The sequence below is a fragment of the Sphingomonas sp. SP5 genome (assembly GCF_058313455.1).
Window position 1 is genome coordinate 548,344 of the sequence record NZ_JBZFLF010000001.1, and the last position, 26,130, is coordinate 574,473.

The window sequence follows — 26,130 nt, forward strand, 5'->3', positions numbered from 1 at the left end:
ACAACGTCGGGAACTGCCGACGGTTGATCCCCTCGCCGCTTGTGCCTAGACGCGTCGGCAAAATCCCCCCGTAGGAAGATCGTATGGCCAAAATTCAGGTGAAGACGCCCGTCGTGGAGATCGACGGCGATGAAATGACGCGGATCATCTGGGAATGGATCCGTGAACGGCTCATCAAGCCCTATCTCGACATCAACCTCGATTATTACGACCTCGGCATCGAGCATCGCGACGCGACCGAGGACAAGGTGACGGTCGATGCGGCCAAGGCGACGCAGAAGTACGGTGTCGCCGTCAAGTGCGCGACGATCACCCCCGACGAGGCACGCGTCGAGGAATTCGGCCTCAAGAAGATGTGGAAGTCGCCCAACGGCACGATCCGCAACATCTTGGGCGGCGTCGTCTTCCGCGAGCCGATCGTCATCAAGAACGTGCCCCGCCTGATCCCGGGCTGGACGCACCCGATCGTCGTCGGCCGCCATGCCTTCGGCGACCAGTATCGCGCCACCGACTTCCGCGTGCCGGGCGCCGGCAAGCTGACGATGAAGTTCGAAGGCGAAGACGGCACGGTCATCGAGGAGGAAGTGTTCCAGTTCCCCTCGTCGGGCGTCGCGATGGGCATGTACAACCTGGACGATTCGATCCGCGATTTCGCGCGGGCGTCGATGCACTATGGCCTCAACCTCAAGTGGCCGGTGTACCTGTCGACCAAGAACACGATCCTCAAGGCCTATGACGGCCGCTTCAAGGACCTGTTCGCCGAGGTGTTCGAGGCCGAGTTCAAGGACAAGTTCAAGGACGCTGGCATCGTCTACGAGCACCGCCTGATCGACGACATGGTCGCATCCGCGCTCAAGTGGAACGGCGAATTCGTCTGGGCCTGCAAGAACTACGACGGCGACGTGCAGTCGGACCAGGTGGCGCAAGGGTTCGGCAGCCTGGGCCTGATGACCTCGGTGCTGCTGACGCCGGACGGCAAGACGGTGGAAGCCGAGGCCGCGCACGGCACCGTCACCCGCCACTATCGCCAGCATCAGCAGGGCAAGGCGACCAGCACCAATCCGATCGCCTCGATCTTCGCCTGGACGGGCGGCCTGAAGTATCGCGGTAAGTTCGACGGCACGCCGGACGTCACCCGCTTCGCCGAGACGCTGGAGCGCGTCTGCATCGAGTGCGTCGAGAACGGCCAGATGACCAAGGATCTCGCGATCCTGATTGGTCCGGACCAGCCGTGGATGACCACCGAGCAGTTCTTCGAGGCGGTGCGCTCCAACCTGGAGCAGAAGATGGCGAACTGGGCGTAAGCCTTCGTTCCGACGGGTGAAGGGGCTCGGTAGCGTCAGGCTGCCGAGCCCTTTTTCGTTTCGGCTCAGAACACCGCGCGCGGTTCGGCTTCGCCCATCATCTGCTGGCGGACGAGCGGGATGGCGGGGCCGCCGTAGCTGAGGAACCGGTCGTGGAACGCCTTCCACGCCTTGCGCCCGCCGCGGGGGGCGGTCCAGTCGGCGCGCAGGCGGCGGATCATCAGCTTGCCAAGCGTGTAGTTGAGGTAGGCGGGATCGTAGGTGCCGCGCGCCGCCTGCTGACGCGCGTTGCCCTCGTCCTGATAGCATTGCTCGCGGAACATGCGGAGGCTTTGTTCCTGCGTCATGCCGCGGGCATGCAGGCCGATCGCCGACAGGAAGCGGCAGTCGCGCAGCAGCGCGTTGCTGAGCTGGCCGACGTGGACGCCCGGCGCACGGTCGCCCAGCCCCGCTTCCCACATCATCTCCTCGGTATAATGCGCCCAGCCCTCGGCGTAGGCATAGCCGACGAACACGCGGCCGAGCATCGACGGCGCGCGGTTGCTGTGGAGGAATTGCAGGAAATGCCCCGGCATCACCTCGTGCACCGAGGTGAACAGCAGGTCGTTGCGGCCGGGCACGAAGGCATCGCGGGTCTTCTGGTCCCAGGCGGGATCTGGCGGCGAGATATAGTAGATCGAGGGCACGTTCTTCTCGAACGGACCGGCGGGGTCGATATAGGCGGAGTTCTGGCGGTTGTACGGCGGGCTTTCCTCCACCTTGGCCTGTTCGGTGCCGGGGATGGTGACGAGGTCGTGCTGCTGGACGAAGGCGCGCAGCATCGGGATCTGCCGGCGCGCCTCGGCGACCGGGCCGTCCGGCGCCTTGTCGGCGTTCATCTTGTCGATGCACGCCGGGATGGTACCGCCGGGTGCGTAGAGCTTGCAGGCGGCGGCGAGCGCTTCCTGGTTGCGCTTGAGATCGGCGCGGCCGGCGGCTTCCAGCGCGTCGAGCGACGTGTCGACGCCCTCGGTCGATCGCACCATCCGTTGGAAGCGATCGGCGCCGAGCGCGAAATCGGTGTTGGCCGTGGCGCGCTGGCTCGCCAGCCAGCTGCCGAGGCCGCGCATCGCCCTGGCGGCGGCGGCGGCGTTGGTGGCGAGTTGCTGTTGCAGGGCGGGGTCGGCGACCCCGGCGAACGCCTTGATCGCGTCGCCCGCATAATAGTCCGCAAAGCCGTTGAAGCCGGCGACGCCGTAATCGACGAACGACCGTGGCATCGGCGTCTTGAGGTTGGTGCGGATCGCCTGCACCGCCGCCGGCACGCGGCCGAGGAAGGCGATGAGCGCCTTCATCCGCGTCGGGGCATCGGCATAGGGCCGGGCGATATAGACGTTGGGGTCGAGCCCGCCGCCGATATAATAGGCCGGATTGCGATGCGGCTGGTCGGCATCCTCCAGCCAGAACAGCTTACCCTCCGCGACGCGGATCAGATAGGCCCGCTCGAACCGCTCCTCGGGCGACAGGTCGGCATCGCCGAACGCGCGGGCGCGATCGATCGCCTGGTGGAGGAAGGCGGCCTGGCGCTTCAGGCCGGTGTCGCTCCAGTCGGGCAGCCGGCCGTCGAAGCGGTGCACGCCTTCATAGACGGCAAAGGCGGGATCGAGCCTGAACCAGCCTTCGATGAAGCCGTCGCGAAACTGGCCCCAGTTGGTCGCGCCGGCCGGCGTTGCCGTGGCCGCCGGTGCCGTGTCGTTCGACGCCGCCGGCTTACCCGGCGAACAGGCTGCCGTCGCCAGCGCCAGCAGCGATGCCGCCAGGATGATCCGCATGTCCGTCTATCCTCGATTCGGTTCCGGTACGGATGCTGACAGTGGCAGGCGGCCAACGCCAGCCCGCGCGGCGGAACAGCGGCGGCCGTGCACGGTTAACCTGCACGAAGAACCGGAAGGATTTTTTTCCATGCCCTACATCAAGACGCGCGACGGCACCGACATCTACGTCAAGGATTGGGGCGAGGGCCGGCCGGTGATCCTGCTGCACGGCTGGCCCCTGTCGGCGGACAGCTGGGACCCGCAGATGATGGCACTGGCCGATGCGGGCTTCCGCGCCATCGCCTATGATCGCCGCGGCTTCGGCCGTTCGGGCCAGCCGTGGAGCGGCTACGATTACGACACGCTGGCCGACGATCTGGCCGATGTCATGGCGGCGACGGGTGCAGACAGCGAGGCGACGCTGGTCGGCTTCTCGATGGGCGGCGGCGAGGTCGCGCGCTACATGAGCCGCCACGGCGGCAAGGGCGTGATCGCGGCGGCGCTCGTCTCGTCGGTCGTGCCCTATATGCTGAAGACCGACGACAATCCCCACGGCACGCCCGAGGAGAAGCTGGCGGAGATCGGCGCCAATATCCAGAAGGACCGCGCGCATTTCTTCCGCGACACCTTCTTCAAGCAGTTCTTCGGCGTCGGTGTCATCAGCCATCCGGTCAGCGACGACGTGCTCGACCAGGCGACCGCCACGGCGCTGCAGGCGGGATTGAAGCCGACGCTGGCCTGTGCCGAAGCGTTCGGGCATACCGACTTCCGGCCGGATCTCGCCGCCTTCAAGGTGCCGACGCTCGTCATCCATGGCACCTCCGACCAGACGGTGCCGATCGACGCCGCGGGCCGCGCGGCGGCCGAGGGGATCGCGAACAGCCAGCTGGTGGAATATGACGGTGCGCCGCACGGCCTCTTCGCGACGCATGGCGACCGCCTCACCAACGACCTGCTGACGTTCCTGGGTCGATAGCCCCTACGCAGACGTCCCGGTGCCGCTGGGGGCCTTTCCGGTTTCCAGCGGCACGCGATAGCGTCGACTCGACGCGGCTGGCATGCGCCGGGCGGCTTGACTAATCAGGCGCGCGGGTGTCGTTCGGCGCCCGCGATACTTAGGCGGGGAAGCGCTTCGTGACCGATCCTGAAATCTACCCGATCAGCGGCGACTGGACCAACGCCAGCCTCGATGCGAAGACCTATGAGGAGCTGTACGAGGCGGCGTCCAGCAATCCCGGCGGCTTCTGGCTCGACCAGGCGACCAAGCGGCTGGAGTGGATCACCGAACCGACGATCGCGGGCGACTGGTCGTTCGCCAAGGCCGACTTCCACATCCGATGGTTCGCCGATGGCCGGCTGAACGTCGCGGCCAATTGCCTCGACCGGCACCTTGCCAGGAACGGCGATACCGTCGCGATCATCTGGGAACCGGACGAGCCGGGCGAAAAGGCGCGCCACATCACCTATCGCGAGCTGCATGGCGAGGTATGCCGCTTCGCCAACGTGCTGAAAGGCCAGTGCGTCGGCAAGGGCGATCGGGTGACGCTGTACATGCCGATGATCCCGGAGGCGGCCTATGCGGTGCTCGCCTGCGCGCGGATCGGCGCGATCCATTCGGTGGTGTTCGGCGGCTTCTCCGCCGACGCGCTCGCCGGCCGGATCGAGGATTGCGGATCGAAGATCGTCGTCACCGCCGACGAGGGCCGCCGGGGCGGCAAGCGGATCAAGCTGAAGGCCTGCGTCGACGAAGCCGCGGCGCGGGCGCCGACGCTGGAGACGGTCGTCGTCGTCAAGGCGACCGGCGCCGAGGTGGCGATGGGGCCGCGCGACATCTGGTATCACGAGGCGGCGGCATCGGCCGGCACCGATTGCGCGCCAGAGCCGATGGCAGCCGAAGACCCGCTGTTCATCCTCTATACCAGTGGATCGACCGGCAAGCCCAAGGGCGTGCTGCACAGCTCGGCCGGCTATCTGCTGTGGGCGGACTATACCTTCAAGATCGCGTTCGACTACAAGCCGGGGCAGATCTTCTGGTGCGCGGCCGATATCGGCTGGGTCACCGGCCACAGCTATATCCTCTACGGCCCGCTCTCCAACGGCGCGACGACGCTGATGTACGAAGGGCTGCCGAACTGGCCCGACGCGAGCCGCATCTGGCAGGTCGTCGACCGGCACAAGGTGCACACGCTGTTCACCGCCCCCACGGCGCTGCGCGCGCTGATGAAGGAGGGCGACGCGTTCGTCGCCAGGACTAGCCGTGCCTCGCTCAAGCTGCTGGGATCGGTAGGCGAGCCGATCAATCCGGAGGCGTGGCGCTGGTATCACGATGTGGTCGGCGAAGGCCGTGCGCCGATCGTCGATGCCTGGTGGCAGACCGAGACGGGCGGGATCATGATCGCCCCCCTGCCCGGCGCGGTGCCGATGAAGCCCGGCTCCGCCGCCAAGCCGCTGCCCGGCGTGACGCCGCAGCTGGTCGACGACAAGGGCACGCCGCTGGTCGGCGAGGCGCAGGGCAATCTTTGCATTACCGAAAGCTGGCCGGGGCAGATGCGCGGCGTGTGGGGCGATCAGGACCGGTTCTTCCAGACCTATTTCACCACCTACGAAGGCAAGTATTTCACCGGCGACGGCTGCCGCCGGGATGGCGACGGCTATTACTGGATCACCGGCCGGGTCGATGATGTCATCAACGTCTCCGGCCATCGGATGGGGACCGCGGAGGTGGAAAGCGCGCTGGTGCTGCACGAGGCGGTGGCGGAGGCCGCGGTGGTCGGCATGCCGCATGCCGTGAAGGGCCAGGGCATCTACGCCTATGTGACGCTCAACGCCGGGCGCGAGGCATCGGATACGTTGCGCAAGGACCTGGTCGCCTGGGTACGACAGGAGATCGGGCCGATCGCGACGCCCGACAAGCTGCAATTCGCACCGGCACTGCCCAAGACGCGGTCGGGCAAGATCATGCGCCGCATCCTGCGCAAGATCGCCGAGGGCGATACGTCGAGCCTGGGCGATACCTCGACGCTGGCCGATTCGGCGGTGGTGGACGATCTGGTGGCGAACCGGGTGAATTGACCTTCACTCTTCCCCCGAAAGGGCAGGGCTATCGCCTATGCGATAATGGCTGCCGGCTTCGGGTGACGGGGCGTGCCATCCCGGTATTCTTCGTCACCCCGGACGTGTTCCGGGGTCCACCGTGCCGCAAAATCGATAGCATGTTGGTGTACGGCACGGTGGATGCCGACCAAGTCGGGCATGACGGAGGATTGAAGAACACTACCCCGGATCAGACAGCGCATATGCGATAGCCCTGCCGCCACGGGGAGGTGGCAGCGCGCCGGCGCTGGCGCAGGGAGAGATACGCTTCGAACGTAGTGCTTGCGGAGCCGCCCCCTCCACCACGCCTTCGGCGCGGTCCCCCTCCCCCGCTGACGCGAGGGAGGATTGGTGAGTTGGCGAACCGCGTACGCTGAAATCCTCCCCGGTACGGGGAGGTGGCGCCGCGTAGCGGTGACGGAGGGGCAGCCACGGGCGAATGTGCTTGGGGCTGCCCCTCCACCACTCGGCTCCGCCGAGCGGTCCCCCTCCCCGTGCCGGGAGGAATTTGGGTTACTCCGCGGCGAGTTGCACGCCCTCGTCGACGTCCGGTTCCTCGTCGGTGGCCACACCGCGGTCGAGCGCCGCCTCGTCCTTCGCCAGCGCTTCGGCATCGTCCGGCTCGATCCCGAACCGTGCCGCCACATCGGGGGCGAAGCGCAGCAGGTCCGGGCGCAGTTTGAGCAGGCTGACGTCCTTTGCCTTGCCCTCCATCATCACGTCGAACACCAGCCCGTCGGCCATGCGCATGAAGGTGGCGAATTCGAACGGGTTGGTGAAATCGGCATGGCCGGTCCAGATCGGCGGGCGCAGCACGGTCTTGACGCGCGCGTTGGCCTTCACCGGTGCCTTGGTGACCTCGCCCTTCTTCACCACCTTGCCGCTGGCGCGGTCCTTGGCGGTGACCTTTGGCTTCAGCTCGCGCATTTCGGTGCGGGGGGAGGAGAAATGGATCTTCGGCCGCACGCCGTCGGGCCAGGTGGCGAGGAAGCGTTCCAGCGTGTCCCGCATGTCGAGCCGTTCGGGATTGAGGCACCAGAAATGCTGATAGTCGAAGATCAGCCGCACGCCCGTCCGCTCGTGCAGCCAGAGCGCGTCGGCGGCGGAGAAGCGGATGTCGTCATTCTCCAGCACCAGCCGGCGGCGGACATGCTCCGGGCAGGCGTTCCACCCCTCGATCCAGCGCGCGCGGCTCGCCTCGTGATCGCCGTAGACGCCGCCGACATGCGTCACCAGCACCGCCTCGTCGTCGAGGCCCATGCGGTCGAGCATCTCGGCCTGGCTGGCAAGATCCCAGATGCTCTTGGTGGTCAGCGCCGGATCGGGGCTGTTGAGCAGGACATATTGCGACGGGTGGAAGGACAAGCGCATGTCCAGTGCCCGCGCCTTGACGCCGAACGCCCGCAGCTCGGCATCGCTTTCCGCCACCATGTCGTGGAATTGCGGCAGGTCGGGATGCGTGGCGTAGGGCGCCAGATCCGAGGACAGGCGATACATGTCGAGGCCGACGCCGGCGAGATAGTCGAGGATGCGATCGACCTCCTCCAGCGAGCATTTGAGGTGCGGCCCCTTCTGCCAGCGGCGGGTATCGTTGCTCTTGAAGCCGGGCTTGCCCATCACCTTGACGGGAAAGCCTAATCTGAGCGGGCGCGCGGGATCGGTCATGGTGGCACCAACGGGCGGGAGCGGCTCGGGTTGCGGGCGGGGTGAGGTCGGCCTAGACCCCGTTCGCCCTCACCCTTCCGAAGGTGCGAGACGGCCACTGGAAGGAGACGCGACGGGTGAGCATCGCTGGCAGGATCGGCTGGATCGTCCTCGCACTGGTCGGCGCCGCCGCGCTGGGCATCGTCGCCACGGCGCGCGGCGAGGCGGTCAACGCGGTGTGGATCGTCGTGGCTGCGGTGTCCGTCTACCTGATCGCCTATCGCTTCTATTCGCTCTACCTCGCCAAAGTCGTCGTCGGGCTCGACCCGGCGCGGCCGACGCCGGCGGTGCGGCATCCCGACGGGCTCGACTTCGTGGCCACCGATCGGCGCGTGCTGTTCGGCCACCATTTCGCCGCCATCGCCGGGGCGGGGCCGCTGGTCGGCCCGGTGCTCGCTGCGCAGATGGGCTATCTGCCGGGCATGCTGTGGATCCTTGCCGGCGTGGTGCTGGCGGGTGCGGTGCAGGATTTCATGGTGCTGGTCCTGTCGATGCGGCGCGACGGGCGCTCGCTCGGCGAACTGATCCGGATGGAGATGGGGCCGGTGCCCGGCACCATCGCGCTGTTCGGCGCCTTCACGATCATGGTCATCATCCTCGCGGTGCTGGCGCTGATCGTCGTGCGCGCGCTCGCCGGCAGCCCATGGGGCATGTTCACCGTCGCCGCGACCATTCCGCTCGCGCTGCTGATGGGCGTCTATTCCCGCTGGCTGCGGCCGGGGCGGATCGGTGAAGTGTCGCTGATCGGCCTCGTCGGGCTGATCCTGGCGATCGTCTATGGGCAGGATGTCGCCGCATCGGCCAGCCTCGCGCCGTGGTTCACCTACACGCCCGTCCAGCTGTGCTGGATCCTGATCGGCTATGGTGCGATCGCCTCGCTGCTCCCCGTCTGGCTGCTGCTCGCGCCGCGCGATTACCTGTCGACCTTCCTCAAGATCGGCGCGATCGCCGCGCTGGCGATCGGCATCGTCGTCGTCGCGCCGCCGATGCGGATGCCCGCCCTCACCCGCTTCGTCGACGGCAGCGGGCCGGTATGGTCGGGATCGCTGTTCCCCTTCCTGTTCATCACCATCGCCTGCGGTGCGGTGTCGGGATTCCACGCGCTGATCGCCAGCGGCACCACGCCCAAGCTGATCGCCAGCGAGGGCGACGCACGCTTCATCGGCTATGGCGCGATGCTGATGGAAAGCTTCGTCGCGATCATGGCGCTGGTCGGCGCCTCGGTGATCGATCCCGGCGTTTATTTCGCGATGAACAGCCCGGCGGCGGTAGTCGGCACCGATCCCGCCAGCGCCGCTGCCGCGGTGAGTGCGATGGGCTTTGCGATCACGCCCGAGACGATCGCGGCGACCGCCAGGGACGTCGGCGAAACGACGATCATCAGTCGTGCCGGCGGCGCGCCGACGCTGGCGGTCGGCATGGCGCATATCTTCAGCAGCCTGATCGGCGGGCGGGCGATGATGGCCTTCTGGTATCATTTCGCCATCCTGTTTGAGGCCTTGTTCATCCTGACCGCGGTGGATGCCGGCACGCGGGCCGGGCGGTTCATGCTGCAGGACCTGATCGGGCTCGCCGTGCCGGGGTTCCGCAACGCGACCTCGTTCGTGCCGGGGCTGATCGGCACCGGCCTGTGCGTCGCGGCCTGGGGCTTCTTCCTCTACCAGGGCGTCACCGATCCGCTGGGCGGGGTGAACACCCTGTGGCCGCTGTTCGGCATCTCCAACCAGATGCTCGCCGCGGTGGCGCTGGTGCTGGCGACGGCCGTGCTGTTCCGGATGAAGCGCGAGCGCCATGCCTGGGTGACGATCCTGCCGGCGACGTGGCTGGTGCTGTGCACGGTCACCGCCAGCCTGCTGAAGCTGTTCGCCGCCGATCCGCGCGTCGGCTTTCTGGCGCATGCCAGCCGCTTCGCCGAGGCGGCGGCGCGTGGCGAACTGCTCGCTCCCGCCAAGTCGCCGGGCGAGATGCAGCGGATCGTCGTCAACGACCGGATCGACGCCGCGCTGTGCGCGCTGTTCCTGGCGGTGGTGGTGTCGATCATCGGCTATGGCATCCGCACCTGCCGCGCCGCGCGGCGGATCGACCGGCCGAGCGTCAGCGAAATCCCGGCGACGATATGACGGTGCGCCGCATCTGGCAGGCGCTGGCCGACATGGGGCGGCTGATGGTCGGCGTGCCGTCCTACCGCACCTATTGCGCGCACATGGCGGAAGCGCATCCGGACGCGCCGGTGATGAGCGAGACGGCGTTCTTCCGCAACCGGCAGGAGGCGCGGTACGGCGGGCGCAACGGCGGGCGTTGCTGCTGAGGCGCAGCGCTAGGGCACCGGCATTGGCCGCGGGCGGATCAGCCCAGCAGCATGAACGTCATCGCGCAGATCGACGCCGCCACACCGCTCGCGCAGCACAGGACGCCGAAACCGCATTGGCACAAGGTCGGCTGATACCGGTCCACAGCACCTCTCCCATCATCCGCTCTTCTGGCGGCAGGGGGAGAGCGTAACACAGGCCGGATCGGATGCAATAGGCTGTGTTAGCCGCGGTTTAGCGCTTCCTCGGCATCGAGCGCGGGCAGCAGCTTGTCGAGGATCGCGGCCAGTTGCGCGCGCTCGGTCGCATCGAGCACGCCGAACACGCCGTCGATCAACCCCTGCCGCAGCGGCTCGGTGTCGGCGATCACACGGCGCCCCTGATCGGTGATCGACACCTGCTTCACCCGACGATCGCGGGCGTCGGGGGAGCGAATCACCAGCCCGTCGCGTTCCAGCCCGTCGATCGCCTCGGTCACCGTGCGTGGCGCGTTGTCGAAGAATTCGGCGATGTCGGCCGCGCGCGCCGGACCGCGTCGCTGCAGGAACAACAACAGCTTGGTACGCGCGAGCGAGGCGCCCTGCTCCGCCATGCGGCGATTCATCAGCCGCTGCATGCGCAGCTGCAGGCCGAACAGGGTCGAGGCAAGGTCTTCGAAACAGGCCATAAGTGAGGACCCTCATTAAATGGTCTTGCACTATGCTGCAAGTGCGAGCATCTACGCGGCTCCGATGGCATGAAGATGAAGCGAATGGCCGAGCAAGAGCAGCAGCAGGACGCATCCGAACAGCAGGATGACGCCGAGTCGCAGGACGAGGCCGCCAAGCCCTCCCCGCTCAAGAACCCGCGCGTGCGCATCGTGCTGCTGCTGGTACTGACGGTCGCGGTGATCGGCGGCGTGCTGTGGTACGTCCGCTATCAGAGCGTCGGCAAGTTCATGCAGGGCACCGACGATGCCTATGTTCAGGCCGATGCTGTGACGATCTCGCCCAAGGTGTGGGGCTATGTCGATCAGGTGTTCGTCGCCGACAACCAGCAGGTGAAGGCCGGCCAGCCGCTGCTCCGCATCGACGCGCGTGATTATCGTGCGCAGGCGGCGCAGGTGGAGGCGCAGATCGACGTAGCGCGTGCCAACGCCGAGGGCGTGCGCGCGCAAATCCGCGAGCAGCAGGCTGCGATCACCAAGGCGAGCGCCGATCTGGCCGCCGCTCGCAGCGATGCGGCCTTCGCGCACAGCGAGGTCGCCCGTTACCAGCCGCTCGCCGCCTCGGGCGCGGAAACGCGCGAACGATTGTCGCAATTGCAGAACCAGGCGCGTCAGGCCGATGCGCAGGTCGCCTCCGCCCGGGCCGCGCTGACCAGCGCCCAGCGCCGGGTCGGCACGTTGCAGGCGCAGGTGCAGCAGGCGCAGGCGCAGGGCGAGGCCAGCCGCGCGCAGCTGACCGCAGCCAACGTCAACCTGGGCGCGACCGTGCTGCGCGCCAGCATCGACGGCCGAGTCGGCGACAAGACGGTGCGGATCGGCCAATATGTTCAGGCCGGCACGCGGCTGATGTCGATCGTTCCCGTCCAGCAGCTCTACGTCACCGCCAATTTCAAGGAGACGCAGCTCGGCCTGATGCGCATCGGCCAGCCGGTGACGCTGGAGGTGGACGCGCTGCCCGGTGTCGAGATCCACGGCCATGTGCAGAGCGTGTCGCCGGGAACGGGCGCGCAATTCTCGCTGCTGCCGCCGCAGAACGCGACAGGCAATTTCACCAAGATCGTGCAGCGTATCCCGGTACGCATCGCGATCGACGCGGACGCGCAGACCAAGGCGCTGCTGGTGCCGGGCATGTCGGTGGATGCGACCGTCGACACCCGCTCCGCCAAGGGCCAGTTGCAGCGCATCCGCGAGGGGCAGAACCAGCATAACGAGGCGCGCGGCCGATGAGCGCCGCCGCACCTGCGGCGAACCGCGCAGCGGCGAAGGGTAAGGCCGGCGCCCGAGCCGGCACTGGGGCCGACGCGCCGCCGGAACGCGCCGATCTCGGTGCGTGGCTGGCGGTGGCGGCGGGCAGCCTCGGCGCGCTGATGGCGACGCTCGACATCTCGATCGTCAATTCGGCACTGCCGGTGATCCAGGGCGAAATCGGCGCGAGCGGCACGGAGGGGACGTGGATCGCCACCTCCTACCTCGTCGCCGAGATCATCATCATTCCGCTCGCCGCCTGGCTGGAGCGGGTGCTGGGCCTGCGCACCTTCCTGCTGATCGCCTCCGTGCTGTTCACCGCCTTTTCGGTGGTCTGCGGCCTGTCGACGACGCTGACGATGATGATCATCGGGCGGGCCGGGCAAGGCATCACCGGCGGCGCGCTGATCCCGACGGCGATGACGATCATCGCCACGCGCCTGCCGCGATCGCAGCAGCCGATCGGCACCGCATTGTTCGGCGTCACCGCGATCCTCGGCCCGGTGCTGGGGCCGCTGATCGGCGGCTATCTGACCGAGAACGTCAGCTGGCATTACGCCTTCTTCCTCAACATCCCCGTCGGCGCGCTGCTGCTGGTGCTGCTGCTGGTCGGGCTGCCGCACCAGAAGGCGCATCTCGGCGAATTGCTGAAGGCGGACTGGCTCGGCATCGCCGGGCTGGCGCTCGGGCTCGGCGGCCTCACCGTGGTGCTGGAAGAGGGGCAGCGCGAACAATGGTTCCAGTCCGCGCTCATCATCAAGCTGACCGCGCTCACGCTGTTCGGCCTTGCGATGCTGTTCGCCGGGCAGTTCCTGTCCAAGAATCCGGTGGTGAAGCTCAGGCTGCTGCTCGATCGCCAGTTCGGCAGCGTGGCGACGATGGGCCTGGTGCTCGGCATGGTGCTCTACGGCAGCAGCTACGTCATCCCGCAGTTCCTCGCCGCGATCGCCGATTACAACGCGCTGCAATCGGGCAAGGTGGTGCTGCTGAGCGGCATCCCCAGCCTGCTGATGATGCCGCTGGTGCCGTTGATGATCCGGCACCTCGATATCCGGCTGGCGGTGGCGACCGGGCTGCTGCTGATGGCGCTGAGCTGCCACCTCGACACGACGCTCACCGCCGATTCGGTCGGCAGCGCCTTCACCGATTCGCAGCTGCTGCGGGGCGTCGGCACGATCCTCGGCTTCGTGTTCCTCAACCAGGCGGCGATCGCGTCGGTGAAGCCTTCTGAGGCGGGAGACGCCGCCGGCCTGTTCAGCGCGGCGCGCAACATCGGCGGATCGTTCGCGCTCGCCGGCATCGCGACCTTGCAGGACCAGCGCAGCTACCTGCACAGCCGCCGGCTGGACGATCTGGTCAACGCCAATTCGCTGGTGGTGCAGGATTACCTGCGCAGCAGCGCGACCGCGTTGCAGCAACTCGGCGGTACCATCCAGCGCGAGGCGCTGGTGATGACCTACAACGATCTGTTCTGGCTCCTGTCGGTCGGCATCTGCTGTGTCGTGCCGCTCGTCCTGTTCCTCCGTCCGCTGCCGCAAGGCAAAGTCGCGGCGATGCATTGAGGCGATGATGCGTACCCTGCCCCTTCTTTCGCTCGCGCTCCTGCTGGGGGCGTGCACCGTCGGCCCAAATTATGCCGGGCCGCCGCAGACGCTCTCCGCCCCCGCCAAGGGCTTCGCGCGCGGCGGCCCGGCCGCGACGCCTGCCGCGCCGGGGGTCGCCGCCTGGTGGACGCAGCTGGGCGATGCGACGCTGACCGACCTCGAGACGCGCGCACTGGCGGCCAACCCGAACATCGCGGTCGCCGAGGCGCGGTTGCGGCAGGCGCGCGGATCGCTGCGGCTGGAGCGGGCCAACCAGGCGCCGAGCGCGAATGCCTCCGCGCTCTACGCGCATGCCCGCGTGCCGGGCCTCGACCTCGGCGGGTCGGGCAGCGGCGGCAGCGAAGCGGGCAGCAGCGGCTCGGGCGGCGGCGCCAGCGCGCTCGACCTCTACAATCTCGGCTTCGATGCGAGCTGGGAGGTCGATCTGTTCGGCGGCCGCCGCCGGCAGGTCGAGGCGGCCCGCGCGCAGGCGGAGGCGGCCGAGGCCAATGTTGCCGACGCACAGGTCAGCCTGACCGCGGAGGTGGCGCAGGCCTATGTCAACCTGCGCGACAGGCAGCAGCGGATCGCCCTCGCCCGGGCGTCGGCGGACATGCAGAAGCAGATGCTCGACCTCACCCGGCAGCGTTTCGATCGCGGTGCCGCCTCGGCGCTCGATGTCGAGCGGCTGAGCGGGCAGCTGGAGGCAACCAACGGCCAGATCGTGCCGCTCCAGGCGGAACTGGAAAGCTATCTCAATGCGCTGGCGGTGCTGACCGGCGCGGAGCCGGGCTCGCTCGACGCGCTGCTGACGCCGGCGGGGCCGGTGCCGCTGCCGCCGGCGCAGGTGGCGGTGGGCGATCCCGCCGCATTGCTCCAGCGCCGGCCGGATATCCGCGCCGCCGAACGCCAGCTGGCGCAGCGTACCGCGCAGGTCGGCGTCGCCGATGCGGCGCGCTTTCCGCGGCTCAACATCCTCGGGCTGATCGGCATCGGCGGCACCGAATTGTCGGATATCAGCCCCGACAAGCTGCTCGCGGTCGGTGCGCCGATGTTGCAGTGGAACTTCCTCGATTTTGGCCGCAACCGCGCGCGCATCGAACAGGCCGAGGGGCAGCGGGACGAAGCCGAGGCGCAATATCGCGCCGCCGTGCTCGGCGCGCTCAAGGATGCCGAGGACTCGCTGTCCCGCTTCGGCCACCGCCGCGATACGGTGGCCAGCCTGATGCGCAGCAAGGCGAGCGCCGACCGGGCGGCCGCGCTGATGCGCCAGCGCTTCCAGGCGGGCACCGCGACGCTGATCGACACGCTCGACGCCGAGCGCAGCCGCGTGGCGGCGGAGCAGAACCTGTCATCCGGCCTCGCCAGCCTTACCGGCGACTTCGTGTCGCTCCAGAAGGCGCTGGGTCTCGGCTGGAGCGATCAGCGCACGAGGTAGGGGAACGACAGGGTAAAGGCACTGCCCGCCTTCATCGCGCCCTTCGGCCGAAAGCGCAGCGCGGTGACCGCCGCCTCCGACGCGCGATCCCCGGCCACCGGCGAATAGGTCCAGGTGGCGCCATTGTCGGTCGAGAAATCGACATCGTCGGTGGCGCTGCCGGCGACGTAGCTCAGCGTCGTACCCGATGCAGGCGACCCGTCGCTGAAGCCGAACACCGGATTGCCCGCCGTCCCGTCGCCATCGAGCGCGACGCTGGTCCTGGCAGGCACGCGGTAGACGAGCGCCAGCGAACCGTCGTCGAGCGGCACCAGATCGGGATTGCGCACGGCCAGGCTGGTGCGGCCCTTGCTGCCCGGTAGGGCAAAGGGGCGGCCGGTGCCGTTCACCGGATCCCACGTCACCACCGAACTCACCGTCATCGTGACGTCCTGCGGCCCGACGGTGACGGTCACCGTGATCTCGCTGCTGCCGGCGCCCTGATCGAGCGTGCCGACGCAGGCGCCCAGCACATAGGCGAGGCTGCAGATCTTCCAGTCCCAGGCGACGGTGATCTTGTCGACGTAATTGCCGTACGGCAGGCCGGCGGCGGCGCCCGGCTTGAGGTAGAGCGGCAGCGCCGCGTTGCTGCTGCCGAGCAGGCCCAACAGGTTCAGCAGATTGTTCTGCATATAGTCGATCGTCGCGCCGTTGGTCAGCGGCACGGTGCTGCCGGCATCGGCGAAGGCGGTGTAGGGAATCGCCCTGGCACCGTTCTTGAGCGTCATCGCATTCGTGCTGGAAAAGGTCGCCCGCACGTAATTGCCACCGAACAGCGTCAGCACCGTCGCATTGCAGCCCAGGCCCGCCTGGCTGGCGATCGTCGGCAGCTTGGCCGCGGCGGCCGCGGCGGGTGAATAGGGGCCGGCATTCGCCGTGACCTTCGGCGTCACCGTGCAGGCCGCCGAGGCCGCAGCCGGCATCAGGACGGCGGCGGCGACACAGACGACGAACCGGCAAACCCCACGAACCAACGTCATTCCTGTCTCCGCAGCGACGAACTGCGGACAGCCATGGCCGCGGCCGGTAAACGGCCTGTTACGAAATCATTTTGGTTTGGATGCCCTGCTGCCCCGGGCAGCCGTGCCGCCACGGGCGGCGGATGAAATGGTCGGGGCGACAGGATTCGAACCTGCGACCCCCACACCCCCAGTGTGATGCGCTACCAGGCTGCGCTACGCCCCGACCGACGGGACCATTCGGCAAAGCCGCCGATCCCGGAGCGGGGCCTGTAGGCGCGTCGGCCGTGCGACGCAAGCCGCTAATGGCAGCTTCCCCTCCCGATCCGTTGCTTCGGCGCAACATTGCGCGGGATCGCAACGGATGCTAGCGCGCAGGCATCAGGTGCGGGGGTATTTCCTCTGCCGATCAGCCATGCACGGATCAGATGCTCATCTCCCCAGCCTATGCCCAGACCGCCGGCGGCGCCGCTGCTGAATCCGGTGGCCTTGCCTCGCTCATCAGCTTCGCACCGCTGCTGCTCATCTTCATCGTCTTCTACTTCCTGATGATTCGGCCGCAGCAGACGCGGATGAAGACCTTGCAGAACGCCATCGCCGGCGTGAAGAAGAACGACAGCGTCGTCACCGCAGGCGGTGTGGTCGGCAAGGTGACGCGCGTCGAGGACGCCTTCGTCGAGGTCGAGATCGCGCCCAACACCCGCATTCGCGTGGTCAAGGCGACGCTGGCCGAGGTGACCAGCCCCAATTCGAAGCCGGCGAACGACTGATGCTAGACTTCCCGCGCTGGAAGGTGGTGTCGATCTGGGCGGTGCTGGCGCTGCTCTGCGCGCTCGCCATCCCGACGTTCCTGCCTGAAAAGATGACCGCGAACTGGCCGTTCCATCCGCGCGTCAACAAGGGGCTCGACCTGGCCGGCGGCAGCTATCTAATGCTGGAAGCCGACACGCAGGACCTCGCCAACACGCGGATCGAATCGATGCGCGATCAGATCCAGGGGACGATGCGCAACGGCACGCCCCGGATCGACATCGGCGATATCTCGACGCGCAACAACCAGATCAGCTTCATGCTGCGCAACCCGGCGCAGGTCGACGCGGCACGCGAACGCCTGCTCGGCATCACCGGCGGCGGCGCGGGCATGACCGGCCAGCGGGAATGGGACATCCAGGTCGTCGATGGCAGCCGCTTCGTGCTGACCCCGACACAGGCGGGCCTCAACCAGGCGATCAAGATCGCGATGGAAGACGCGACCGATGTCGTGCGCCGCCGCATCGACGCGCTCGGCACGCGTGAACCGACCATCGTCCGCCAGGGCGACAATCGCATTCTCGTGCAGGTGCCGGGCCTCCAGAACCCGCAACAACTCAAGGATCTGCTCGGCAAGACCGCGCGCCTCGAATTCAAGCTGGTCGACACGACCGCCAACCCCGCCGATGCCGCCAAGGGGATCGCGCCGATCGGCAGCCAGGTCCTCCCCTATCCCGGCAGCCGCGACGGCGTGCCGTTCAGTGTCGTGAAGCGCCAGGCGGTGATCACCGGCGACATGGTGGCCGACGCCCGCCAGGGCTTCGACCAGCAGACCAACGCGCCCAACGTGCAGATCACGTTCAACGGCGTCGGCGGCAACCGCTTCGCCCGCGTCACGCAGGCGAACGTCGGCAAGCCGTTCGCGGTGGTGGTCGACAATCAGGTCGTCTCCGTCGCCAACATCAACGAGCCGATCCTCGGCGGGTCGGCGGTCATCAACGGCGGCTTCACCGTCGACAGCGCCAACCAGCTCGCGATCGCGCTGCGCTCGGGCAAGCTGTCGATCAACCTGAAGGTGATCGAGGAATCGACCGTCGGTCCGGAACTCGGCGCCGATTCGATCCGGGCCGGCATCCAGGCCTGTGCGGTCGCGGTCGCGCTCGTCATGGTGTTCATGTTCGTGACCTATGGTCGCTTCGGCGCCTATGCGAACCTCGCCGTCGTCATCAACGTGTTCGTGATCCTGGGCGTGCTCGCGCTGCTCAGTGGTACGCTGACGCTGCCGGGTATCGCCGGCTTCGTGCTGACGATCGGCACGGCGGTCGACGCGAACGTGCTCATCAACGAGCGCATCCGCGAAGAACGCCGGCGCGGGCGCAGCGTCGTGCAGGCGGTGGAGCTGGGCTACAAGGAAGCCAGTCGCACCATCTTCGAAGCCAACATGACCCACTTCATCTCGGGCGCGATCATGTTCGTGCTCGGATCAGGTCCGGTCCGCGGCTTCGCGGTCGTGCTGCTCATCGGTATCGTCACCTCGGTCTTCACCGCCGTCACCTTCACGCGCATGCTCGTCGCGCTGTGGATCCGGCGCAACAAGCCCAAGACGATCAACATTTGAGGCGAAAGGACACCTCATGCGCCTCCTGAAAATCGTACCCGACAACACCAATATCGACTTCGTCCGCCTGCGCGGCTGGGCATTCGGGCTGACGCTCGCGCTCAGCCTGCTCGCGGTCGGGCTGACGGTGGTGAAGGGCCTCAACTTCGGCGTCGACTTCGTCGGCGGCCTGATGATCGAAGAGAAGTTCCCGACCCAGCCCGACCAGAACAAGGTCCGCCAGGTCATCGATGGCCTGGGCGTCGGCGAGGCCGCGCTCCAGCAGTTCGGCGATCCCAAGACGTTGACCATCCGCCTGCCCGTGCAGGAGGGTGCCGACGAAGGCGCCACCAACGCCGTCGTCAAGAAGGTCGAGACTGCGCTGGGCCAGGCATTTCCCGGCGCGACCTTCAGCCGCTATTCGACCGTGTCGAGCAAGGTGTCGGGCGAGTTGATCCGCAACGGCGTGCTCGCGGTCGTGCTCGCGATCCTCGGCATCGGCCTGTTCGCGATCGTCCGGTTCGAATGGCAGTTCGGCGTGTCGACGATCGTCGCGATCGTCCACGATCTATTGATGACCGTCGGCTTCTTCGCGGTATCGCGCTTCGAATTCGACCTCAACATCATCGCCGCCGTCCTCACCATCATCGGCTATTCGATCAACGACAAGATCGTGATCGACGATCGCATCCGCGAGAACATGCGCCGCTATCGCAAGATGGAGATGCGCGAGATCATCAACCTGTCGGTCAACGAGACGCTGCCGCGCACCGTCATGACCTCGGTGACGATCCTGCTCGCGCTGGTCGCGATGCTGGCGCTGGGCGGCCATGTGCTGCGTGGCTTCACCGCGGCGATGATCCTCGGCATCGTCGTCGGCACCTATTCGTCGATCTACGTCTCGTCGTCGCTGCTCATCACGCTGGGCCTGCGCGCCGAGCCGATCGCCGCCGACAAGCCGAAGCGCGGCGGCATCGACAATGCGGAGCGGGTCGGCCCGCGGGAAGGCTGACGCGCATGCGGATGGAGCGCGAGCAGCAGAGCGGCGGGCCGATCGTCCGCGGCTTCGCCGGCAACGGCTATCGTGTCGACGACGCCGTCTATCGCGCGCTGTTGCTGACGCCGGAGACGGCGGCGGAGTTCGCCCCGCCGCCGCTCGACCGGCTGGACGAAGCGGCGCTGCGCCCGCTGATCGACATCGGCCCCGAATTCATCCTGATCGGCACCGGCGCCGCGCTGGTGCGGCCACCCGTGGATCTGGTCCGCGCCCTCGATGCGCGAGAGATCGGCGTCGAGGCGATGGACAGCCGCGCCGCGGCACGTGCCTGGGGCGTGCTGCGCGGCGAAGGGCGGATCATCGGCGCCGCGCTCTACCCACTCGATGCCTGACCTTTCGCTCGGGCGGCGACCAGCCGTTCGAGATGCGCGGCAAGGCCTGCGCTGTTCGCCTGCCAGGTGAAGCGCTCCGCCGCTGCCCGCACCGCATGCGCTGGCGGCGGGCTGGCCAGCAGATCGTGTATGCCGACCGCGAGATTGGCCGGATTGCAGGCGACGATGCGGCCCGCGTCGGCCGAGGTCACGACCTCGCGCGCGCCGCCGGCATCCGACACCGCGATCGGGGTGCCGCAGGCGAGCGCCTCCAGCCATGCGTTGGCCAGCCCTTCCGACGCGGAGGCAAGCGCCATCACATCGGCCGCGCCGATGATGGCCGGCAGATCGGCATGGGGCACGCTGCCGAGCAGGCGGACGCGATCCGCCACCCCCAGTTCGGCGGCGCGGGCGAGCAGGCGCGCCCGTTCCGGCCCCTCGCCCGCGATCAGCAGCGTGACGCCCGGCAGCGCGGCGACCGCGTGGAGGACGAGGTGGTGGTTCTTGCGGGGGATCAGGGCGCCGAGTGACAGCACCAGCGGCCCTGCGACGCCCAGCGCCGTCTTGGCGGCCGTGCGATCGACCGGGCGGAAGCGGTCGAGATCGACGCCGGTGTGATGCACCGCGATGGCGCTGCCCGGCATGCCGAGCGCGATCATGTCCTGCCGCATCGCCGCGCTGACGGCGAGCAGGCCATCGGCGCCGCGGCCCGCGGCAAGCACCTGTGCGGCGGTGGCGGGATTGCGGCCCCAATGATGGATGTCGGCCCCGCGCGCCTTGATCGACACCGGCACGCCGTAGCGCGCCCCGAGCGCGACGGCGGCCGGGCCATCGGGAAAGAAGAAGGACGCGTCGATCACGTCGAAGGCGAACTCGGCCCGGATGCCATCGAGCACCGGTTCGAGGGCACGGTGCAGGTGATACGCGTGCCAGCGGCCGCCGACCCCCGGCACCGCGGTGAAGCGCGGCCGCGCCACGTCGAGGCCATGCCAAGTCTCGTGCAGCGGCAGCGCTCGTCGATCGGCATGGCGCAGCCGCGCCAGCGGTCCCGGCGGCAGGCCGATCGGCGCCACCACCTTTACCGCGACGTCCGGCAGCGCAGCCAGCCCCTGCGTCTGCCGCTCCACGAAGATACCGAAGTTCGGCCGCGTCGCGTCGGGAAACAGGGTGGACAGCGTGAGCACGCGGAGCATGGGACGCCTGCTAACCCGGCGAGGTTAAGCAAATGCCAGCACGCCCCACGCGATCACGCCGCCAAAAGGGCGGTCAGAGGCGGCGCATGCCGGAGTAGGCGAATAGCAGATCGGCATCCTCGCTGCTCGCGATCGTCTCCGAGCCGGTGACGGTGACGCATTCGCCGGCCTTGAACGCGAGGCCAGCGACGCTGCCCGATCCGGTGATCGGCACCAGCCAGCCGGTCTGCCCCTCGGCCAGCGCGACCTGCCGCTCACCCGACGACCAGCGCTCCAGCACGAATTTCGGTCCCTCGACCAGGATCTCGCGCCCTTCGCCCGCCGCGCCCGGCGAGACGATCGGCTGGTAGGGCGTCAGGTGCGACACCGCGACGCCATCGTCGAGGTGCAGCTCGCGGTCGCTGCCGTAATCGTAGAGGCGATAGGTCGTCTCGCTGTTCTGCTGCACCTCGATCAGGGTCAGCCCCCCGCCGATCGCGTGGATGGTGCCGGAGGGGGCGTAGTAGAAATCGCCCGCCTTCACCGGCACCCAGTCGAGATCGTCCTCGATACTGCCATCCTGCGCGTCGCGGCGCAGCGTGTCGGCGGTGATCGGCGCCTTGGGTCCCAAGGCGATCGTCGAATCGGGCCGGGCGGCGAGGATCGTCCAGCATTCGTCCTTGCCCCGCGGCAGGCCGCGGGCATGCGCCTGTTCGTCGTCGGGGTGGACCTGCACCGACAGTTTCTGCCCGGTGAACAGATATTTGATGAGCAGGTCGGGCGTCGTGTCGCCCGGCTCCTGGAACCAGATCTCGCCGACGGGATCGCCGCCCTTCGGCGCGTCCTCGAACCCGAAGCCGAGGTCGTGCCGGCCCCACGGCTTTTCGACGCGATGGGTGTGCAGCAGGGTGGCGGGCATGCGGGTCCTTTCGAGGTCGTAACCATTGCGCGCGGCCATGACGGAAGGGATTGTTCGCGAGGCCGGGCTTACGCTAAGAGCCTTAGCCGATGCGTACCCCACAGTCCAAGGCGCTTGCCGCAGCGCTGATCGCCGTTCTCGCGCTCCCGATCGCGGGCTGCGCCCGCAACCGCGCCAAGTCCGACCTGCCGTACGTCGCCCGCGACGTCGGCACGCTCTATTCCACCGCCCGCAAGCGGCTGGACCAGGGGCGCTACAAGGAAGCGGCGCTGCTGTTCGACGAGGTGGAGCGCCAGCATCCCTATTCGATCTGGGCACGGCGTGCGCAGCTGATGAGCGCGTTCAGCTATTACCTCAACCGGGACTATACTCAGGCGATCCAGTCGGCGCAGCGCTTCCTGTCGGTGCACCCTGGCAACCGCGATGCGCCCTATGCCTATTACCTCGTCGCGCTCAGCTATTACGAGCAGATCCGCGACGTGACGCGCGACCAGAAGATCACGCTGCAGGCGCTGAACGCGCTCGGCGAGCTGGTGCGCCGCTATCCCAATACGCGTTATGCCTCCGACGCGCGGCTGAAGATCGACCTCGTCAACGATCACCTTGCCGGCAAGGAGATGGAGATCGGTCGCTTCTACGAAACGCGCGGTCAGTGGCTGGCGGCGACGCTGCGCTTCCGCACAGTGATCGACAAATATCAGCAGACGACGCACACGCCCGAGGCGCTGATGCGGCTCACCGAAAGCTATCTGTCGCTCGGCCTGCCGGGCGAAGCGCAGAAGGCGACGGCGGTGCTCGGCGCCAATTACCCGGGCAGCGACTGGTACGGCCATGCCTATAAGCTGATGCAGGAGCATCCCTACACGCCGGTCGCGCCGATCCCGGCGGGCCAGCCGATCGTCCCGGTCGGCACCCCCGGTGCGCAACCGGCATTGCCGGGCACGAACAACGCGACGCCCAAGGCCGAAGCTCCGGGCACGCCGACTCCGGTCGCGCCCAGCGGCGGCACCACCGGCGGTCCGGTACCGAGCACCGAGACGCCGACGACCTGAAGCTCGCGGCCGTCCCGTAAGCGGGAGGCGGTGGCGAAACACCATGCGCGGGGGCGGCACTTGCGTGCCCGCTCTCCGCTGCACGGGACATTGCGAAAAAATCAGAACATTTAAGGATCAACATCCGCGCATCGCACGCTATATCGGGCGGCGATGCTGACCGCGCTGTCCATTCGCGATGTGGTGCTGATCGAGGCGCTCGACCTCGAATTCGGGGCCGGGCTCGACGTGCTGACCGGGGAGACGGGCGCGGGCAAGTCGATCCTGCTCGATGCGCTCGGCCTGGCGCTGGGCGGGCGCGGCGAAACCGGGCTGGTGCGCCACGGTGCGACGCAGGCGGTGGTGACCGCCACCTTCGATCCGCCGGCCGGTCCGCTCGCGGCCTTGCTCGACGACAATGGCGTCGAGATGGAGCCCGGCGAGCCGCTGATCGTGCGCCGCATCGTCAAGGCCGACGGCGGCAGCCGCGGCTTCGTCAACAACCAGCCGGCAGGGGCCGCGCTGCTGCGCGAGATGGCGCCGATGCTGGTCGAGATTCACGGCCAGCATGACGATCGCGGCCTGCTGAACCCGCGCGGTCACCGCGCCTTGCTCGACAGCTTCGGCCGGGTCGATCCGGGCAATACCGCCCGCGCCTGGGCGACGCTGCGCGCGGCACAGGCCAGGCTGGAGACGGCACGTGCCGAGATCGAGACGGCGGCGCGCGACCGCGAGTGGCTGGAACATGCCGTCGGGGAACTCACCGCCCTTGCCGCCGAACCGGGCGAGGAGGAGGCGCTGGCCGACAAGCGCCGCGGCATGCAGCGCGCCGAGAAGATCGCGAGCGAACTGGGCGCGATCGACGATTATCTCGAAGGGTCGGATGGTGGCCTTGCGCAGTTGCGACAGGCCGCGCGCGTGCTGGAACGGATCGCCGAGGATCACCCGGCGCTCGGCGAGGCGCTGGCGGCGATCGACCGCGCGGTGATCGAGGCCTCGGCCGCCGAGGAGCAATTGGTCGAGGCGCGCCGCGCGCTCGCCTACGATCCGCGGGCGCTGGAGGAGGATGAGGCGCGCTTGTTCGAACTGCGTGGCATGGCGCGCAAGCACCGCGTCCAGCCCGACGATCTTGCAAAACTGACCGACGATCTGCGCGAGCGGCTCGACCGGCTGGAGGCTGGCGAGGATGGCATCGCGCTGCTCGAAGCCGCCGCCGCTGCCGCCCGTGCGGATTTCGACGCCGCCGCCGACATCCTGTCGCAGCGTCGCCATGCCGCCGCAGAGCGGCTGGACGCCGCGGTGGCGGGCGAACTCGCGCCGTTGAAGCTGGATGCCGCACGCTTCCGCACGATGGTGGTGCCCGTCGGGCCGGAGGGCTGGTCGTCGCACGGCAAGGACCGGGTCGAATTCGAGATCGCGACCAACCCCGGCGCGCCCTTCGCCCCCCTCGCCAAGATCGCCTCGGGAGGCGAATTGTCGCGCTTCATCCTCGCGCTCAAGGTCGCATTAGCGGAGGAAGGCGGCGCGGCGACGATGATCTTCGACGAGATCGACCGCGGTGTCGGCGGTGCGGTGGCGAGCGCGATCGGCGAACGGCTGGCGCGCCTCGCCGAACGCACCCAGCTTCTCGTCGTCACCCATTCGCCGCAGGTCGCCGCGCGCGGCGTCGAACATCTGCTGATCGCCAAGAGCCACGACGGCACCGTCACCCGCACCGGCGTGCGCGTCCTGGGCGAAGCGGAACGCCGCGAAGAGATCGCCCGCATGCTGTCCGGCGCGACAGTGACCGACGAAGCGCGCGCGCAGGCGGAACGGTTGTTGGAGGCGGCGTAAGCAAGGTCGCATCCTATGGGAGGCCGAAGAACGCGGCCTCTATGCACCTATTGATAACAGTTCCTCCCTATTCGGCTTTGCGTGGGGGAAAGAACAATCCGGTCGCCGCTAATGCGTTTGACACCGCTGATGTTGGCGGGGAGCTATGCAGCAGCCGTCTTCGTGCGGATCGACAATCACGATCGATTGGGGTTCGCCCGGCTATTCTTTGCCTATTTCGGTGCATCATTTTCACTGACGCTGCTGATATTGCTCGTTAAATTGTTTGCAGCATTGCGCCGCGAACCACACGGCGGATTGCCGCGATCGTTGGCTGGGATTGTCGTCGATGCGGTACTCGCCCGCTGGCGGAGGGATTGCTGCACGTCGCTATGGCTGCCGCTGACCGCCTTCGCACTGTTGATGGCCGCCTTCACGACATTCAAGCAGCGGCTGCTGCCCGGTGCCGGCTTTGCATTCGGCCCAAGCGCCGCTACGATCGATCATTGGATGTTGGGGCGTGATGCCTGGCGCGTAACCCATGCGATGTTGCCTGGTGCCGGCTGGTCGCAGTTCATCGATCTTGCCTACCACGCCTGGTTCGCCCCAATGACCCTGGGCGTGGTCCTGTGCGCGTTCGCGCGCCCTGGCTCGCTCCTCGCCTGGCGCTACCTGATGACCTACCTGCTCACCTGGGTCGTGCAGGGCTCGATGATCGCTCGCTTGTTACCCGCGGCCGGCCCCTGTTTCTTCCAATATTTCCAGGTCGAACGCGAACGCTTTCTGCCCTTAGTCGCCGAATTGCGTATGCATGACGCGACGCTCATGGCGGCCGGCTGGCCCGGACTGAGTGCACCCAATTTTCAGGAACAGCTGTTGAAGCTGTACGGCGGGGCGGAGCTTGCGGTCGGCGGTGGCATCTCGGCGATGCCGTCGCTGCACAACGCGATGGCAGTACTTTTTGCCTGTGCCGGGTTCCACTTCGGTCGACGGATCGGCGGCCTGCTGTCGGCCTATGCCGCCCTGATCTGGATCGGGTCGATCCATCTGGGTTGGCATTATGCGATCGATGGTGTCGTCGCCTTGGTTGTCACGATGTTCCTGTGGAAGCTGACGGGTGCCGCCGGTCACCGGCTGGCCCGGGGGGCAGACGAGCAGGAGTTCGGCATTGAGCCCCAATTGGGCGTCAGCATGGTGGGAACACAAGATTAAGTGTTCGACACGTAACGTCGTGCCGTGTTCGTCCTTCACCGTCCTTCGTCGATCCTGCTGTCACTCGGCCTCATCTATGTAGGCTTGGTCTTCGCG

Annotated in this window: 21 protein-coding genes and 1 tRNA gene; 15 read left to right on the plus strand and 7 right to left on the minus strand. The window is 67.8% G+C overall.

Translation table 11 applies throughout. The features are described from left to right. The first annotated feature begins 83 nt into the window (after positions 1–83). The gene (locus AC4GY7_RS02495; protein ID WP_491111823.1) at positions 84–1,304 is read left to right on the plus strand and encodes an NADP-dependent isocitrate dehydrogenase; all 1,221 of its coding nucleotides are present in this window, start codon (positions 84–86) and stop codon (positions 1,302–1,304) included. A 65-nt stretch (positions 1,305–1,369) separates the two neighbouring features. Here the strand turns inward: AC4GY7_RS02495 and AC4GY7_RS02500 are convergent, their stop codons facing one another. After that, positions 1,370–3,115 carry a DUF885 domain-containing protein gene (locus AC4GY7_RS02500; protein ID WP_491111824.1) on the minus strand — a complete coding sequence of 582 codons (1,746 nt, stop codon included), beginning with the start codon at positions 3,113–3,115 and terminating at the stop codon, positions 1,370–1,372. A 130-nt stretch (positions 3,116–3,245) separates the two neighbouring features. Here AC4GY7_RS02500 and AC4GY7_RS02505 point away from each other — a divergent pair, with 130 nt between their 5' ends. Together AC4GY7_RS02505 and acs are read left to right on the plus strand one after the other, a co-directional pair. Beyond that, positions 3,246–4,073 (plus strand): alpha/beta fold hydrolase, encoded by an 828-nt coding sequence (locus AC4GY7_RS02505; protein WP_491111825.1) that lies wholly within the window; start codon positions 3,246–3,248, stop codon positions 4,071–4,073. A gap of 158 nt (positions 4,074–4,231) precedes the next feature. Continuing rightward, positions 4,232–6,169 (plus strand): acetate--CoA ligase, encoded by a 1,938-nt coding sequence (gene acs, locus AC4GY7_RS02510; RefSeq protein WP_491111826.1) that lies wholly within the window; start codon positions 4,232–4,234, stop codon positions 6,167–6,169. A gap of 534 nt (positions 6,170–6,703) precedes the next feature. Here acs and uvsE read toward each other — a convergent pair. Next, a complete protein-coding gene (gene uvsE, locus AC4GY7_RS02515) occupies positions 6,704–7,855 on the minus strand; it encodes a UV DNA damage repair endonuclease UvsE (RefSeq protein ID WP_491111827.1) in 1,152 nt (383 codons plus the stop codon). Positions 7,856–7,971: 116 nt separating this feature from the next. Here uvsE and AC4GY7_RS02520 point away from each other — a divergent pair, with 116 nt between their 5' ends. Together AC4GY7_RS02520 and AC4GY7_RS02525 are read left to right on the plus strand one after the other, a co-directional pair. Next, entirely contained in the window at positions 7,972–10,014 is a 2,043-nt protein-coding gene (locus AC4GY7_RS02520) for a carbon starvation CstA family protein (RefSeq protein ID WP_491111828.1), read from the plus strand. Next, entirely contained in the window at positions 10,011–10,202 is a 192-nt protein-coding gene (locus tag AC4GY7_RS02525; RefSeq protein WP_491111829.1) for a YbdD/YjiX family protein, read from the plus strand. Before AC4GY7_RS02520 ends, AC4GY7_RS02525 begins: the two co-directional genes overlap by 4 nt. Before the next feature lie 224 nt (positions 10,203–10,426). Here AC4GY7_RS02525 and AC4GY7_RS02530 read toward each other — a convergent pair whose 3' ends face one another. Continuing rightward, positions 10,427–10,870 (minus strand): MarR family winged helix-turn-helix transcriptional regulator, encoded by a 444-nt coding sequence (locus tag AC4GY7_RS02530; protein WP_491111830.1) that lies wholly within the window; start codon positions 10,868–10,870, stop codon positions 10,427–10,429. An 84-nt stretch (positions 10,871–10,954) separates the two neighbouring features. Here AC4GY7_RS02530 and AC4GY7_RS02535 point away from each other — a divergent pair, with 84 nt between their 5' ends. From AC4GY7_RS02535 to AC4GY7_RS02545, 3 genes are read left to right on the plus strand one after another with little or no spacing between them, the layout of a single operon-like run. Further along, positions 10,955–12,136, plus strand: a complete 1,182-nt coding sequence (locus AC4GY7_RS02535) for an HlyD family secretion protein (RefSeq protein WP_491111831.1) — start codon at positions 10,955–10,957, stop codon at positions 12,134–12,136. Further along, positions 12,133–13,716: an MDR family MFS transporter gene (locus AC4GY7_RS02540; RefSeq protein ID WP_491111832.1), complete on the plus strand. Its 1,584-nt coding sequence runs from the start codon at positions 12,133–12,135 to the stop codon at positions 13,714–13,716. Before AC4GY7_RS02535 ends, AC4GY7_RS02540 begins: the two co-directional genes overlap by 4 nt. Positions 13,717–13,723: 7 nt before the next feature. Further along, positions 13,724–15,175: an efflux transporter outer membrane subunit gene (locus tag AC4GY7_RS02545; protein ID WP_491111833.1), complete on the plus strand. Its 1,452-nt coding sequence runs from the start codon at positions 13,724–13,726 to the stop codon at positions 15,173–15,175. On the opposite strand, the gene AC4GY7_RS02550 is transcribed toward AC4GY7_RS02545, so the two are convergent. Then, a complete protein-coding gene (locus AC4GY7_RS02550; RefSeq protein ID WP_491111834.1) occupies positions 15,160–16,194 on the minus strand; it encodes a spore coat protein U domain-containing protein in 1,035 nt (344 codons plus the stop codon). The two genes, AC4GY7_RS02545 and AC4GY7_RS02550, sit on opposite strands and share 16 nt — an antisense overlap. A 128-nt stretch (positions 16,195–16,322) precedes the next feature. After that, positions 16,323–16,399 (minus strand) — tRNA-Pro (locus AC4GY7_RS02555). A gap of 202 nt (positions 16,400–16,601) precedes the next feature. On the opposite strand from AC4GY7_RS02555, the gene yajC reads away from it, so the two are divergent. From yajC to AC4GY7_RS02575, 4 genes are read left to right on the plus strand one after another with little or no spacing between them, the layout of a single operon-like run. Next, positions 16,602–16,943 carry a preprotein translocase subunit YajC gene (gene yajC, locus AC4GY7_RS02560; RefSeq protein ID WP_491111835.1) on the plus strand — a complete coding sequence of 114 codons (342 nt, stop codon included), beginning with the start codon at positions 16,602–16,604 and terminating at the stop codon, positions 16,941–16,943. Beyond that, positions 16,943–18,541 carry a protein translocase subunit SecD gene (secD, locus tag AC4GY7_RS02565; protein WP_491111836.1) on the plus strand — a complete coding sequence of 533 codons (1,599 nt, stop codon included), beginning with the start codon at positions 16,943–16,945 and terminating at the stop codon, positions 18,539–18,541. Before yajC ends, secD begins: the two co-directional genes overlap by 1 nt. A 16-nt stretch (positions 18,542–18,557) precedes the next feature. Beyond that, positions 18,558–19,532, plus strand: a complete 975-nt coding sequence (gene secF, locus AC4GY7_RS02570) for a protein translocase subunit SecF (protein WP_491111837.1) — start codon at positions 18,558–18,560, stop codon at positions 19,530–19,532. A gap of 11 nt (positions 19,533–19,543) precedes the next feature. Further along, a complete protein-coding gene (locus tag AC4GY7_RS02575; RefSeq protein WP_491112080.1) occupies positions 19,544–19,909 on the plus strand; it encodes an MTH938/NDUFAF3 family protein in 366 nt (121 codons plus the stop codon). On the opposite strand, the gene AC4GY7_RS02580 is transcribed toward AC4GY7_RS02575, so the two are convergent. Both AC4GY7_RS02580 and AC4GY7_RS02585 read right to left on the minus strand, forming a co-directional pair. Next, positions 19,891–21,081 carry a glycosyltransferase gene (locus tag AC4GY7_RS02580; protein WP_491111838.1) on the minus strand — a complete coding sequence of 397 codons (1,191 nt, stop codon included), beginning with the start codon at positions 21,079–21,081 and terminating at the stop codon, positions 19,891–19,893. The two genes, AC4GY7_RS02575 and AC4GY7_RS02580, sit on opposite strands and share 19 nt — an antisense overlap. Before the next feature lie 73 nt (positions 21,082–21,154). Continuing rightward, a complete protein-coding gene (locus tag AC4GY7_RS02585; RefSeq protein ID WP_491111839.1) occupies positions 21,155–21,979 on the minus strand; it encodes a class I mannose-6-phosphate isomerase in 825 nt (274 codons plus the stop codon). Positions 21,980–22,068: 89 nt separating this feature from the next. On the opposite strand from AC4GY7_RS02585, the gene AC4GY7_RS02590 reads away from it, so the two are divergent. The 3 genes from AC4GY7_RS02590 to AC4GY7_RS02600 all read left to right on the plus strand — a co-directional run bounded on the left by AC4GY7_RS02590 (position 22,069) and on the right by AC4GY7_RS02600 (position 26,034). Next, positions 22,069–23,031 (plus strand): outer membrane protein assembly factor BamD, encoded by a 963-nt coding sequence (locus tag AC4GY7_RS02590; RefSeq protein ID WP_491111840.1) that lies wholly within the window; start codon positions 22,069–22,071, stop codon positions 23,029–23,031. 153 nt (positions 23,032–23,184) lie between these two features. Next, a complete protein-coding gene (gene recN / locus AC4GY7_RS02595; protein ID WP_491111841.1) occupies positions 23,185–24,843 on the plus strand; it encodes a DNA repair protein RecN in 1,659 nt (552 codons plus the stop codon). A gap of 111 nt (positions 24,844–24,954) precedes the next feature. Continuing rightward, complete coding sequence (locus AC4GY7_RS02600; protein WP_491111842.1) at positions 24,955–26,034, plus strand: phosphatase PAP2 family protein; 1,080 nt, start codon at positions 24,955–24,957, stop codon at positions 26,032–26,034. The last annotated feature ends 96 nt before the right edge of the window (positions 26,035–26,130 follow it).